Annotated in this window: 14 protein-coding genes; 6 read left to right on the top strand and 8 right to left on the bottom strand. The window is 59.0% G+C overall.

The window, feature by feature from the left end; genetic code table 11:
- Positions 1-27 precede the first annotated feature (27 nt).
- From EJL02_RS05990 to EJL02_RS06020, 7 genes are all read right to left on the bottom strand, one after another.
- The gene (locus EJL02_RS05990; protein ID WP_125115495.1) at positions 28-837 is read right to left on the bottom strand and encodes a PepSY domain-containing protein; all 810 of its coding nucleotides are present in this window, start codon (positions 835-837) and stop codon (positions 28-30) included.
- A gap of 92 nt (positions 838-929) precedes the next feature.
- Positions 930-2,306 carry a sensor histidine kinase gene (locus EJL02_RS05995; protein ID WP_125115496.1) on the bottom strand — a complete coding sequence of 459 codons (1,377 nt, stop codon included), beginning with the start codon at positions 2,304-2,306 and terminating at the stop codon, positions 930-932.
- Complete coding sequence (locus EJL02_RS06000) at positions 2,303-2,977, bottom strand: response regulator transcription factor (protein ID WP_125115497.1); 675 nt, start codon at positions 2,975-2,977, stop codon at positions 2,303-2,305. The genes EJL02_RS05995 and EJL02_RS06000 overlap by 4 nt, the downstream gene beginning before the upstream one ends.
- Before the next feature lie 171 nt (positions 2,978-3,148).
- A complete protein-coding gene (locus EJL02_RS06005) occupies positions 3,149-3,841 on the bottom strand; it encodes a class II aldolase/adducin family protein (protein WP_125115498.1) in 693 nt (230 codons plus the stop codon).
- A 5-nt stretch (positions 3,842-3,846) separates the two neighbouring features.
- The gene (locus EJL02_RS06010; protein WP_164510311.1) at positions 3,847-4,512 is read right to left on the bottom strand and encodes an HAD family hydrolase; all 666 of its coding nucleotides are present in this window, start codon (positions 4,510-4,512) and stop codon (positions 3,847-3,849) included.
- Position 4,513: 1 nt separating this feature from the next.
- Positions 4,514-5,500, bottom strand: coding sequence for a transketolase family protein (locus EJL02_RS06015; protein WP_125115500.1), 987 nt, complete (start codon positions 5,498-5,500; stop codon positions 4,514-4,516).
- Positions 5,501-5,515: 15 nt separating this feature from the next.
- Entirely contained in the window at positions 5,516-6,418 is a 903-nt protein-coding gene (locus EJL02_RS06020) for a 1-deoxy-D-xylulose-5-phosphate synthase N-terminal domain-containing protein (RefSeq protein WP_125115501.1), read from the bottom strand.
- 326 nt (positions 6,419-6,744) lie between these two features.
- Between EJL02_RS06020 and EJL02_RS06025 the strand changes: the two genes are divergently transcribed.
- Positions 6,745-7,791 carry a zinc-binding dehydrogenase gene (locus EJL02_RS06025; protein WP_125115502.1) on the top strand — a complete coding sequence of 349 codons (1,047 nt, stop codon included), beginning with the start codon at positions 6,745-6,747 and terminating at the stop codon, positions 7,789-7,791.
- Positions 7,792-7,843: 52 nt separating this feature from the next.
- On the opposite strand, the gene EJL02_RS06030 is transcribed toward EJL02_RS06025, so the two are convergent.
- Complete coding sequence (locus tag EJL02_RS06030; RefSeq protein WP_164510312.1) at positions 7,844-8,800, bottom strand: sugar-binding transcriptional regulator; 957 nt, start codon at positions 8,798-8,800, stop codon at positions 7,844-7,846.
- Positions 8,801-8,963: 163 nt separating this feature from the next.
- On the opposite strand from EJL02_RS06030, the gene EJL02_RS06035 reads away from it, so the two are divergent.
- The 5 genes from EJL02_RS06035 to EJL02_RS06055 all read left to right on the top strand — a co-directional run bounded on the left by EJL02_RS06035 (position 8,964) and on the right by EJL02_RS06055 (position 12,731).
- A complete protein-coding gene (locus EJL02_RS06035; RefSeq protein WP_125115504.1) occupies positions 8,964-9,224 on the top strand; it encodes an HPr family phosphocarrier protein in 261 nt (86 codons plus the stop codon).
- A gap of 19 nt (positions 9,225-9,243) precedes the next feature.
- On the top strand, positions 9,244-9,702 hold the full coding sequence (locus EJL02_RS06040) for a PTS sugar transporter subunit IIA (RefSeq protein ID WP_125115505.1): 459 nt from the start codon (positions 9,244-9,246) through the stop codon (positions 9,700-9,702).
- 44 nt (positions 9,703-9,746) lie between these two features.
- Entirely contained in the window at positions 9,747-10,043 is a 297-nt protein-coding gene (locus EJL02_RS06045) for a PTS fructose transporter subunit IIB (protein WP_125115506.1), read from the top strand.
- Positions 10,044-10,131: 88 nt separating this feature from the next.
- Positions 10,132-11,544, top strand: a complete 1,413-nt coding sequence (locus EJL02_RS06050; RefSeq protein WP_125115507.1) for a PTS galactitol transporter subunit IIC — start codon at positions 10,132-10,134, stop codon at positions 11,542-11,544.
- Positions 11,545-11,651: 107 nt separating this feature from the next.
- Positions 11,652-12,731 carry a 2-hydroxyacid dehydrogenase gene (locus EJL02_RS06055; RefSeq protein WP_125115508.1) on the top strand — a complete coding sequence of 360 codons (1,080 nt, stop codon included), beginning with the start codon at positions 11,652-11,654 and terminating at the stop codon, positions 12,729-12,731.
- Positions 12,732-12,752: the final 21 nt, after the last annotated feature.

The raw sequence follows: 12,752 nt of genomic DNA on the forward strand, positions 1-12,752 counted from the left end.
CATCGCGGGAGGCTTTTCTTTTTTTGCTCAGTCAAATACGGATTCGGCTTCCCATTCCAGAATGGCGCCGCTGTATGCGTCGATCTCGAAGTCGTACTCCATGCCTTCGTAAATGATCTTGCCCTCGTACCTCAGCTTGCCGTCGTCGCGGTCCAGCTCGAGCCGGATGTCCTTTTCGGTCGCGCCCGGCACCTTGGCCAGCGCAATCGCGCGGATCTCGTCCTCGCTCTTGGCCTGACCGGAAGAGGTATTCGCGCTCTGCTGCCCCGCGGTGTAGTGCTCCGCGTCGTGGTCAAAGCTGCGGATCTCGCCGGTGGAGGCGTCGATCTCGTAATCGTATTCCGTGCCGGTGGAGGCAACATAGAACTCCACGTCAAACACCGAAACACCGTCATCGCGGTCGGCCTGTACCTGCATAAACGAGGTATCGTCCTCGCTCACGCCCGCGTGCTCGAGCGCGATCTGCTTGGCCTTCGCCTCGTCGACCGCCCCGCTGGTCTGCGCCGTGTTTCCGGTCGATTCGCTGCCGTACTGCGCCTGCTGGCTGCTCGACTCGATCACCGTGCCGGTCATGGCGTCGATCGCATAGGTGTAACACATACCGTCCACCGCAAATTCAACGTCATAGTACACCGTGCCGTTTTTCTCGTCCAGCTCGGTCTGCGCGAATGTGGCGTCGTCCAGATTCACCTGCGCTGCCGTGGCCGCCATGCTCCTCGCCGCATCCTCACCGATATAGCCCATCTGCGTATCGCTCTTGTGCGTGGACTGGCCACAGCCCGTCAACGCGGCGGCCAGCATTGCCGCGGCGGTAAACATCAAAAACCGTTTTTTCATCCTGCTCACACCTTTCGTTTGAGTTCATATACAGGATACCAACCCAACATTAAAAAAATATTAAAATCGTAAATTTTCGAAAAATATTTTTTTCAGGCAGGCGTTTCGCCGTCCCCGGGCTGCCGGCCGATCGGGAACCGGAAGGAAAAGCAGCTGCCCACGCCGGGCGCGCTGGTAAGCGACACCGTGCCGCCGTGCAGCGCGGCGATCTGGCGCACCATGGTCAGGCCCAAGCCGGTGCCGCCCTGTCCGCTGCGCGACGGGTCCACCTGATAAAACCGCTGCCAGATCCTGTCCTGCTGGTCCGCGGCGATGCCGATGCCGTCGTCGCGCACGGCAAGCACGGCATCCGCCTGCTCGCGCCGCAGGGACACCCAGATGTGGCCGTCCTGCCGGCCGTACCGCGCGGCGTTGCCGATCAGGTTTTGCAGCAGGCGGCTGACTAGCGTCACGTCAAAATACGCCTCCACATCGGGCTGGATATCGGTTTGCAGGGTGATGTTTTGGGGGAACGCAGGCTGCTCGGTGCAGATGACCTCGACCAGGCCGCTCAAATCCGCCCACTCGAAGGCGGCGCGCTGCGTGCCCTGTTCCAGACGGGTCATTTGCAGCAGCTGCGCGATCAAGCCGTTCATCTTGCCCGCCTGCCGCTCGATGACCTCGATCGCCTGCGCATACTGCGCGGGCGTTTGGGCGTGCCGCCGCGCGTCCTCGCACTGGGCGAGGATGACCGCGGTCGGCGTGCGCAGCTCGTGCGACGCATCCGAGGTGAACTGCTTTTCCGACTCGAAGGACGCTTCCAGCCGCGCGAACATGCTGTCGAACGCCTGTCCCAGCCGGCTGATCTCATCCCGCCCTGCGGGCAGGCCGATGCGGCGCGACAGGTCGCGCCCCTCGCCGATGGTTTCGGCCGCGCGTATGATGCGGTCGATCGGGCGGAAGGTCGAACGCGCGAGCAGATACGCGCCCAATCCGCTGACGATCACCATCAGCGGCAAAATCAGCAGCGCAAGCCCCATCATATCGTCCAGCACATCGGCCACGTCGGGCGCAGAAATGATGCCGCGCACCCACACGCCGTCCTCCCAGCCGAACGGCAGCCAGAAATCCAGCACATAAAAATTCCCGCTGTCCCCTTCGGCCAGACGGATCGCGCCGTTTTCAAACGCCGTCGCATCCGGAAAGGACAGCGGCAGCTGTCCGGCGAGCAGCGCGCCGCTGCTGCTATACACCACGGTGTACACCCCGTTTTTGGTGAAGGAAAAGTCCTCGCTGAACGTCAGATTGCCGTTTTCCCGGGCAATACCGGTTAAGTTTTCCCGCACGGTGTTCGTCAGCTGGTCATAGGCGTTGTCCGTGACGACCGAGCTGCTCACCGCGACCATAAAGCCCAAAACCAGCGTGGTCAGCAGCAGCATGAGCAGCGTGATCCACACGGTCAGCTTTTGTTTGACAGAAAATCGTTTCACGGCTCCTCCTTCAGGATCCAGCCCGCGCCGCGCACCGTGTGCAGCAGTTTTTTGTCGAAACCGCTGTCGATCTTGCGGCGCAGATAGGTGATATACACGTCAACCACGTTCGAGCCGCCCGTGTAGTCGTAATTCCAGATGTGGTCCTCCAGCCGCGCGCGGGAGATGACCGTGCCCTGATGCTGCATCATATATTGCAGGATCGCGTATTCCTTGGCAGACAGGCGGATTTCCTTGCCGCCGCGCGTGACCGTGTGGCTGCCGGTGTCAACCGTCAGGTCGGCCAGCGTCAGCACGCTGGTTTTCTGCGTGCCGTATTTGCGCGTCGCCGCGCGGATGCGGGCGAGCAGCTCGTCAAAGTCAAAGGGCTTGACCAGATAATCGTCCGCGCCGAGATCAAGGCCCTCGATGCGGTCGTGCACGCTGTCGCGCGCGGTCAGAAAGATCACCGGCACGGCGCTGCCCTGTGCGCGCACCGCGCGCAGCACCTCGCGCCCGTCCTTTTTCGGCATCATGATATCCAGCAGCAGGCAGTCGTATTCCGCGCCGAGCAGGCAGTCCAGCGCGGCCTCGCCGTCCAGACAGGCGTCCACGCTGTATCCCGCGCGCGTCAGCGTGCGGCAAATCAGCCGGTTGAGATCGCGCTCGTCCTCCGCCACCAAAATCCGCATGACAAAGCCCTCCTTTTTTGTCATCCTCTTCCTTATATATATATATTATAGGCAGCGCCACGTCCTTCGGCAAGGGCGCGCACCGCATTCGACCGCAAAACGCAAAAAACCCGGCCGTACCTCTTGGGTACAGCCGGGTTTTGCCTCTTCTCAACGATTGCGCGATGGACATCAGTCCAGACGCTTGACCAGATCTTCCGGAATGGTCGCGGTGCCCTGTCCGTAATACTTGAACACGTCCACCATCTGCTGGATCTGCGCGTCGCTCATCTGCTTGGTCTCGCCGTTGACGCAGGCCGCGCGCGCCGCCAGATAGCACTTGGCCGCCTCTTCCAGATACACGGCCGCGTACAGCGCCTGATTGAGGTCCTTGCCGACCGTCATGACGCCGTGCTGGGACAGGATGACGGCATGTCCGTCGCCGACATACTTGACCGTATCAATGCCCATATCGACCGAGCCGGCCGCGGAATACGGGGTGATCGGCACATTGCCGCCCGCGGCGTTGGCCAGCGCGGTGATGCACACGCGGAACTCGGTCAAACCGGGGATGAGCGAAACCGCGGTGGCGTACGGCTGGTGGGTGTGGATGACGGCGTTGATATCCGGACGCTCGCGGAAGATATGCAGGATGGCCGGCGTATCCGACGAGGGCTTGCGCGTCCCCTCGATGATGTTGCCGTCGATATCCATGACGATCATATCATCCTCGACCATTTTTTCGTACATCATACCGGAGGGGGTGACCAGAATCTCACCCGACGGCATGCGGACGCTCAGATTGCCGCAGGTCAGCGAAACCAGCTCATAGCGGTCGAGCATGATGCCTGCTTCAATGATTTCTTTTTTCACTTCGGAAAACATGCGGTTTACCTCCTAAAAATTGCGATCAGATCACGCGGCGCGTGCACGACATACGCAGGCGCATACGGCAGGAGCTGCTCGATCGACTGATAGCCCCAGCAGGCGGCCGCGGCGGCGGTGCCGGTGTTGCGCGCGGTCAGCATATCGACGTCCGTGTCCCCGACATACAAAATCTCGCTGCGCTCCACCGCCAGCACCTCCAGCACGCGATCCATCGAGCGCGGATCGGGCTTGGAAATGGTCTCCGGCGTCTGCCCGATGCATGCCTCCATCAGATCGCCGAAAAACTGCCCGATCAGCGAATGGGCCAGTGCATCCGGCTTGTTGGTCAGCACCGCGTTCCGGACCCCCATCTCTTTCAGCGCTTCGAGCGTTTCCCGCACGCCCGCATACGGTTCGGTCAGATGCGAAAAGTTTTTCAGATAGCTTTTACAGTCGTAGTCGCGGATGGCCGGCTGCAGCCGCTCGACGTCCTGCGGCGGGCAGCCGCCCAACTCGAGCAGGCGATGGTAAAAATGCGCGATCGGCAGGCGGCACAGGTCGCGGCAATCCTCCATGGCGATGCTGTGCAGGCCGAAATGCGCCAGCGACTGGTTACAGTAGTGCAGGATGGTCGGCAGCGTGTTGAGCAGCGTGCCGTCCAGATCCCACACACAGGCACGAAAGGGCACGTTATACCTCCAGGAAATCGACGAAACGAACCTTCTCGAGGTCATCCTCCTGGATGCCGAGCTGTTTGCCGGTCAGTTCCTCCACGGCGCTGACCAGATGCATGGCGTCGATGCCGTACTTCTTCATCAGGTACATCTTGGAGGCGCCGTGCGGGTAACCCGGCAGGCCGATCTTGATCAGACGCTTGCCCAGACCGTTTTCCGCGATCACGTCGGCCACCGCTGTGCCGAGGCCGCCGATGTTCAGGTGGTTCTCGATCGTGATGACGCCGTACTTGCTCTTGTTGATCGCCTCGACGATGGTCGGGTCGGTGAACGGCTTGAGGGTGGAAACGTGCATATGCTGCACGGAAACGCCCTTTTCCTTGAGCACTGCCGTGGCGCGCATGGCTTCCTCGGTGCAGATGGAGGAGGACAGCAGCACAATGTCGTCGCCTTCGGACAGCACGCGGGCGCGGTTGAACTGCATGGGCTCGTTGGCCGGGAACAGGCGCGGCACTTCCTTGCGGAGCATGCGGATGTAAACCGGGCCGTTGCACGCATATGCCAGATCGAGCACGCCTTCGATCTCGGTCGCGTCGCCGATGTCGAAAATGGTCATGTTCGGCACGGTGCGCAGCACACCGACGTCGTTGATCGACTGGTGGGTGACGCCGCCCGGGGTGGTGATGCCGGGCACGAAGCCGACGAACACAACCGGCAGGTTGGGATAGGCTACACTCATCTCGAGCTGGTCGAGGATGCGGCGATAGAGGAACACGGCAAAGGTGTGCAGGAACGGGCGATAGCCCTCGCGCGCCATACCGGCCGCCCAGGAGCACATGTTCTGCTCGGCAATGCCCATGGTCAGATAACGGTCGGGATAAACCTGACGGAACTTCTTGACTTCGCAGGACGAACCGAGGTCCGCGGACATAACCACGACTTCCGGATGCTCCGCCGCGAAGCGGATCATGTTTTTCTCGTGGGTATTGACTTCAATTTTCATTTTTAAACCCCTCTCTTACATCGCGTCGTAGATCTTCTGGAATTCCTCACGCTCGTCCTGACCGATGCGGATAAAGTGCATCGAACGGGGCTTTTCGAGCGGTTTGATGCCGGTTGCGCCGCTGGTGCGTGCGATCACGACGAGCGGACGATCCTTGTGCGGGGTTTCAAACGCCTTGCAGAACGCCTCGATATCATGGCCGTTGCATTCCACGCAGGTCGCGCCGAAAGACTCAAAGCGGTCGATGAGCGGTTCCTCGGTCATCTGGTCGGCGATCTTGCCTTCGACCTGCTGGTTGTTGGCGTCGATCACCACGATGAAGTTATCCAGCTTGTAATGGCCGGCTGCCTGGATGCACTCCCAGGTCTGTCCTTCCTGCAGCTCGCCGTCGCCCAGCAGCACGAAGCACTTGCCGGTGTCGCCGCGGCGCTTGCGCGCATGGGCGGTGCCGCCTGCGATCGAGATGGTCTGGCCGAGCGAACCCGCGGTGTTTTCAAAACCGGGGGAGTGCTCTGCGCCGATCATTTCCATGTTCCAGCCGTCTACATTGAACTTTTCCATGCAGTTGGGGCTGATGCGGCCGGTCGCTGCCAGCGCGCTGTAAATGACCGATGCATAGTGGCAGCAGGAAACAAAGAAGCGGTCCTTATCGGGTGCGGGCGCACCGTTGTACGCGGAACCGCGCTGATAATCCATATTGTCCGGTCCCGGAACGCCCGGGAAGGGGATTGGCTCCCAATTACCCACAGAGGGGCCGAGGTTCATCACTTTGGTATAAAGCGAAGCGATGATCTCCGCCGAGGAGCAGGCCTGCGCCAGATAGCAGCCACCCGTCTGCAGAGCTACGCCGAGGATCTGTTTGCGGATACTGTTGGCTACTTTCTGGATTTCTTCGGTGGAATAGATTTTTTCCGCCATAATATTGACTCCTTTCTCATGAGCGCGTGTGAACAAATGTCGGATTCACCAACCCATATCTTGGTGTCATATCACACCATTTTCTTGGTATGATTCATTATTTCATAATTACGAACAAATGTCAACGCCAATAAAATATATGAAATAGCCAAAAATCGAAAAACTCATTTGTTCAAATGCGCAAAATTCACAATTTTTTCATTCTTTATCCTTGACATCATGTCGTAATGCCATATAATGAGACGTAAATAAGTGAGAAAATTTGATTATCGCTTAGAAATTAATTTCAAATAATGAACATTTGTATAACGGGAGGGGTTGCAATTATGAAAGCTGTCGTAAAGACAGAAACCGGCTATGACCATATGCAATATATGGAAATTCCCGAACCGGAAGCGACCGGAGACCTGGTCAAAATCAAGCTGGCCTATTCCGGCATCTGCGGGACCGACCTGCACGCGTTCAAAGGCACTTACGCCAGCACCAAGCCGCCAGTTGTGCTCGGACATGAATTTTCCGGCATCGTGACGGCGGTCGGACCGGACGTCAAAAAGGTAAAGGTCGGCGACCGCGTCACCAGCGAAACCACCTATAAGACCTGCGGCACCTGCCCGATGTGCAAGAGCAAGGATTACAACCTGTGCGGCAACCGGCAGGGCATCGGCACCCAGATCAACGGTTCGATGGCGGAATATCTGGTCAGCCGCGAAGAAAGCGTGCATGTGCTGCCGGATAACGTCAGCCTGCTGTCGGCCGCGCTGACCGAACCGCTCGCCTGCGGCGTACATGCGACGATTGAAAAGGGCAACGTGCAGCCGGGCGACATCTGCGTCGTATTCGGCGCGGGCGCCATCGGCCAGATGGTCATGCAGGTCGCCAAGAGCCAGGGCGCAACCGTGATCGTCGCCGGCCTGACGCACGACGCGGAGCGCTTCGAGATCGCCAAAAGCGCGGGCGCGGACCGCTGCGTCGATCAGATGACCGAGGACCTGAAGGAAATCGTCATGGAAATGACGAACGGCGTCGGCGCGGACAAGTGCTTTGAGTGCTCGGGCGCGGTGCCCGCGGCCAACAAGGCGCTCGAGATCGTGCGCCGCAAGGGCACGGTCGTGCAGATGGGCGTGTTCCCGGAATCGCACGAAAGCATCTGGACCGACCTGATCCTGCACAAGGAAATCGTCTATGTCGGCTCGCGCAGCCAGAAGCCCTCTTCCTGGGTCAAGTCGCTCGAGCTGCTCGCAGCCGGTACGGTCGTCCCGGAGAAGATCGTCACCTCGATCGACCCGCTGGAAAACTGGCGTGACGGCTTTGAAAAGATGATCCGCGGCGAAGGCGCCAAGGGCGTCATCGTACTGGACGACACGCTCAAATAAACAGAAAAAAAGCAGGGATGCCTGCATCCCTGCCTTCGCAGCTTTCCACCCCTTATTCTTCGAACGGCTTGCCCTCCAGCTCCAACATGCGGCGGGCAAGCGGTTCGTCGACAATCAGGGTGTTGAGATATTTTCCATGGATGGCGGCCAAGGTACATTCCGCCTTTTCCGCACTGGCATTGATGCCGATCGACCAGGTCGGATAACGCATGGCCTCCAGCGGTGCGGAGATCACATACCGCCCGTCCAGCGTGACCTCGTTGCCGTCGATATCAAACATTCTGCCCAGCAGACTGGAAACCGCCCCGCGCCGCATCAGCTCGTTTCGGTCCTCCTGACTATAACAGCCGGACTGATACAGCGACGCGTTCGGATCGTCCAGCGAACCGATGCCGGTCAGGACGATATCCACCGAAAGCGCCTTTTTCAGCGTGGTTTCGATCTGCGGCTCGGCTACCAGATAGGAATACACCAATTCACTGTCCACATATACCGGTGCATAGATGTTGGAATAGGTGCCGCCGAACTTTTTGGACAGGCGCAGCGCCAGTTCCAAACCGTCCACGCGGGGATTGCCCGTGCCCAGACAGCCGACCATCTGCACCACGTTGACGTTGTAATATTCGCTCGGCTGGACCGCATCGCACAGCGCCTCGAGCGCGCGGCCCCAGGAAATGCCGATCGACATATTGTTTTCCAGCACAGTGTTGAGAAAATGTGCAGCGCATTGTGCACAGCGCGCCATCGCTTTGTCAAACGCGTATTCGCCCGAGACCACGATCGCATCCCGCAGGCCAAATTCCGTGCGCAGCGTATAGGAAAGCTTGGGATGCTTGACCACCGGGCTGTGAACGATCACTTCCACCACGCCGGTTTCCTTCGCTTCATCCAGAAGGCGGGAAACGGTCGGGCGGGAAATGCCCATGATCTGGCTGATTTCCTGCTGACTCAGCTTCTGCTGATAGTACAGTTCGGAAACATGTACCAGCAAATCGACACGATTATCCAAGAAAAGACTCCTCTCACCGGCATGTGATATGAAACTTTGTTCATCTGATGAACATATTATATCCGTTTTCCGGGGAAATGTCAAATGAAACCATGTTGACAGGGAACAGAGGAATAAAATACAATAATTAAACGCAGCGATACTTTTAGGGAGGAAAAAACCTATGTTTAGCCAAGATTTTACAATTAAAAACCCCACTGGACTGCATGCGCGCCCGGCGGCACAGCTAACCGCGCTCTGCAAGGGATTTTCGGAAGAAATCCGTCTGGTGACGGCAAAAGGACCGGTAAATCCCAAAAATATCCTCGGTATTTTGGGCGCCGGGCTGAAAAACGGCACCCCGATCAAGATCGAGGTGGAAGGCGAACACGAGCAGGAAGTCGGCGAAAAGATTGTTGCTTTTCTCGACGGCCTGAACGAATGATCAAAAGGAGGCGCATCATATGGAGCAGGCTACATTTCGCGAACTCATTGCACGCGACGTAGACGCAAAGAACGCAGAAGACGCAATCCGGCAGGTGGGACAGAAGTTCCTGAACGCGGGATTCGTCAAGGACACCTACATCGACGCCGTCGTGGCGCGAGAGGTCACCTACCCCACCGGACTGCAACTCGCGGATATTGCCGTGGCAATGCCGCATACCGATCCGCAGCATGTCAACCGCCCCGGCGTGTGCATCGCGCAGCTGGCCCATCCGGTCACGTTCGCGCATATGGGCGACCCGGATACGCTGGTGGAAGCGGAAATGCTGTTCATGATGGCGATCAAAAATCCGGACGAGCAGGTGGAACTGCTGCAAAAGGTACTCAGCGTGTTCCAGCAGCCCGAAGTTGTCGCGGAATTCCGCGCTGCCACAACGGACGACGAACTGTTTGCGGCCGCGCAGAAATACATTGGCTAACATCCAAACCATACAACCAATTATGAAATAGGAGGAAAATCATTATGAAAAGCTGTTCCATTCTCTGTGTTTGCGGTTCCGGTACGGTCAGCTCGGCCATGGTCGCCGGCAAGCTGAAGGAAAAACTGGCGGAAAAAGGCTGGGACGCCGCGATGACGGAAGCCAGCCCGAACAGCATCGCGTCTGAGATCTCCGGCAAGCATTTTGATCTGATCGCCTGCGTCAGCCCCGTGCGGCAGGATTTCGGCATCCCCAAGGTCAAGGCGGTCGGCATGCTGACCGGCATGGCGGAAGAGAAGGTCGTCGAGGACTGCCTGGCCATTCTGGAAGCCAAGGGCTGATTTCGCCCATCCTCTTTCTCAAAAAATGCAAACCGGATGCCATCCAACGCTCTGTCCCGTTTAGAAACAAAAGGGGGAAAAAAAGAAAATGACAGAATTTTTGCAGACATTGAGCGATGTATTCTCAACCTTCGGCGCCACCGTTTTTGTACCGATCATCCTGTTTATCATCGGCATGTGCATGGGTGCGCCCGCGAAAAAGGCCTTCCAGTCCGCGCTGCTCTGCGCAGTCGGCCTGACCGGCTTCAACTTTGTCGTCAACAGCTATTCCGCGATCATCGCGCCCGTTGTCAACCAGATGGTCACCAACGCCGGCGTCAACCTGCCCGGCCTGGATACCGGCTGGCAGTCGGTTTCGGTTATCGCGTATTCCACCAAAGTCGGCGTTTTGTTCATCGGTGTCGCCATCGTGCTGCAAATCGTCCTCTTTTTGGCCAAGTGGACGGATGTATTCATGGCGTCCGACCTGTGGAACAACTATTCGTTCATGGTTTGGGGCTCGCTGATCTACGCCCTGACCGAGAACATGCTGCTTGCCATGGCCTGCATGGTCGTACAGCTGCTTTACATCCTGCTGTTCTCCGAAGCCTGCGCCAAGCGCTGGTCTACCTATTATGAATATGACAACTGCTGCATGACCGCACCGCACCATCTGGAAAGCCTGCCGTTTGCCGTCATCATGAACTGGCTGCTCGGCAAGATCGGCTTCAACAAGATCAAGCTCAACGCGGAAACCCTGCAGAAAAAGCTGGGCCTGCTGGGCGAGCCCATGTTCATCGGCCTGATCGTCGGCGCGATCATCGGCGTCATCGGCAACTACAACATGCTGTTCGGCGAAGGCGCGCTGACGGCATGGGGCACGGTCACCTCCGCTGCGGTTTCGACCGCTGCCATCATGGCGGTATTCCCCAAGGTGGCCGGTATCTTCGCCAACGCGTTCACCACCATGTCCGACGCCTACAAGGCCAAGGCGGTGGAAGCCGGCAAGGGCCGCGAGTGGTACCTGTCGGTCAACGACGCCTGCGGTTACGGCGAGCCGAACACGCTGGTCACCGGTATCATCCTGATCCCGATCATCCTGCTGCTCTCCTTCGTCCTGCCGGGCAACACCATCCTGCCGATGGCCGACCTGTGCGCGCTGCCGTACATGGTTGAGGTGTTCATCTGCGTTTCCAACGGCAACATCGCCAAGAGCGTGGTCAGCGGCGCGATCTGGTTCTCCCTGGGCCTGATCATCGCCTCCCAGCTCGCGCCGACCTTCACCGAGGTCGCCGTCGAAGCGGGCTTCCAGCTGCCGCAGGCGGGCGTTTACATCACCAGCTTCGGCATCCTGTGCCATCCGCTCATTGCCGGCCTGTTCTATTGCTTCCTGAGCAAGAACCCGATCATCATCGGCGCGGTCGTCATCCTGTACTTTGTGCTGTACTTCCTGTTCCGCAAGAACAAGGCGCGTTTCGTCGATTACCTCGAGCGCTCCGCTGCCGAATACTCGGCTTATTGATTGAAATTGCCTTCGGTATCAGGTTTGCATCCACCATCCACCAAGACCCGGCCGCTGCTGCTTTGATGCAGCGGCGGCCGGTTTGCATTATGAACGGAGCATCACATATGAACCAATTTACCACGCAGCCGCAAAACGTCATCGTCGTGGGCGACGCATTCGTTTCGCCTGACACCATGGAGCAGGCCGTGCGCGAGAGCGCGCTGTGCTGCGAAAATATCCAAAAGCTGTTCTGGGGCCCGTCCGACAAGCAGGCATTCACCGCGCGGCAGCTCAAAGTCGAGCGCGGCGGCCCGGAAGCCGTGCCCTATGCGGACGGACTGGACGAGGCGATCGCGGATGCGGACGTCCTGCTGGTGCACTTCAACCCGGTGCCGCGCGCACTGCTGGAAAAGGCCAAAAACCTCAAGCTGATCCTGACCTGCCGCGGCGGGCTGGAGCACATCGACGTGGCGGCCGCCAGCGAACGCGGCATCCCGGTGCTCAACGTCATCCGCAACGCCGAACCCGTGGCGGATTTCGCGCTGGGCATGATGCTGTGCCTGACGCGCGACATCGCGCTGTCCCACCTGAAAATGCGCGGCGGCGAATGGTGCAAAAACTACTATAACTCGGATTTTCTCATGACCCTGTCCAGCCACACGGTCGCGCTGGCCGGCATCGGCAATGTGGGCGCGGCGCTGGCGCGCCGTCTGCTCGCGCTCGGCGTGCCGGTCATCGCCTACGACGCCTACACCAACCCGGAAAAGCTCGCGCAGGCGGGTCTGGGCGCGGTCAAACTGGTCGATTCGCTCGAAACGCTGTTCGAACAGGGCGATATCGTCTCGCTGCACCTGCGCCTGACGCCCGAAACCGAGCGCATGATCGGCATGCCGTATTTCTCGCGCATGAAAAAGACCGCGTACTTCATCAACACCGCGCGCGGCGGTCTGGTCGATCAGCCCGCACTGGTCGAGGCTTTGCAGCAGGGCTGCATGGCGGGCGCGGCGCTCGATGTGTACGACAGCGAGCCGCTCGGCGCGGACTCCCCGCTGCTGCAAATGGACAACGTGCTGCTGACCCCGCACATCGCGGGCACAACGGTGGACGCCATCCCGCGCGCACCGTTCCTGCTGATGCGCGAAGTGGACCGGTATTTGCAGGACGGCGTCACCGACCGCGTGGTCAACGCCGCGTCCATTCATTAAAACTCACGGAAAGAAAGGAAG

This window comes from Agathobaculum sp. Marseille-P7918, assembly GCF_900625105.1.
In the GTDB taxonomy this organism is placed as follows: domain Bacteria; phylum Bacillota; class Clostridia; order Oscillospirales; family Butyricicoccaceae; genus Agathobaculum.

Excerpts from the sequence above, each read along its gene's own strand:
- EJL02_RS05990 (WP_125115495.1), bottom strand. The coding sequence starts at position 837 with ATGAAAAAACGGTTTTTGATGTTTACCGCCGCGGCAATGCTGGCCGCC.
- EJL02_RS06000 (WP_125115497.1), bottom strand. The coding sequence starts at position 2,977 with ATGCGGATTTTGGTGGCGGAGGACGAGCGCGATCTCAACCGGCTGATT.
- EJL02_RS06005 (WP_125115498.1), bottom strand. The coding sequence starts at position 3,841 with ATGTTTTCCGAAGTGAAAAAAGAAATCATTGAAGCAGGCATCATGCTC.
- EJL02_RS06015 (WP_125115500.1), bottom strand. The coding sequence starts at position 5,500 with ATGAAAATTGAAGTCAATACCCACGAGAAAAACATGATCCGCTTCGCG.
- EJL02_RS06020 (WP_125115501.1), bottom strand. The coding sequence starts at position 6,418 with ATGGCGGAAAAAATCTATTCCACCGAAGAAATCCAGAAAGTAGCCAAC.
- EJL02_RS06025 (WP_125115502.1), top strand. The coding sequence starts at position 6,745 with ATGAAAGCTGTCGTAAAGACAGAAACCGGCTATGACCATATGCAATAT.
- EJL02_RS06035 (WP_125115504.1), top strand. The coding sequence starts at position 8,964 with ATGTTTAGCCAAGATTTTACAATTAAAAACCCCACTGGACTGCATGCG.
- EJL02_RS06040 (WP_125115505.1), top strand. The coding sequence starts at position 9,244 with ATGGAGCAGGCTACATTTCGCGAACTCATTGCACGCGACGTAGACGCA.
- EJL02_RS06045 (WP_125115506.1), top strand. The coding sequence starts at position 9,747 with ATGAAAAGCTGTTCCATTCTCTGTGTTTGCGGTTCCGGTACGGTCAGC.
- EJL02_RS06050 (WP_125115507.1), top strand. The coding sequence starts at position 10,132 with ATGACAGAATTTTTGCAGACATTGAGCGATGTATTCTCAACCTTCGGC.
- EJL02_RS06055 (WP_125115508.1), top strand. The coding sequence starts at position 11,652 with ATGAACCAATTTACCACGCAGCCGCAAAACGTCATCGTCGTGGGCGAC.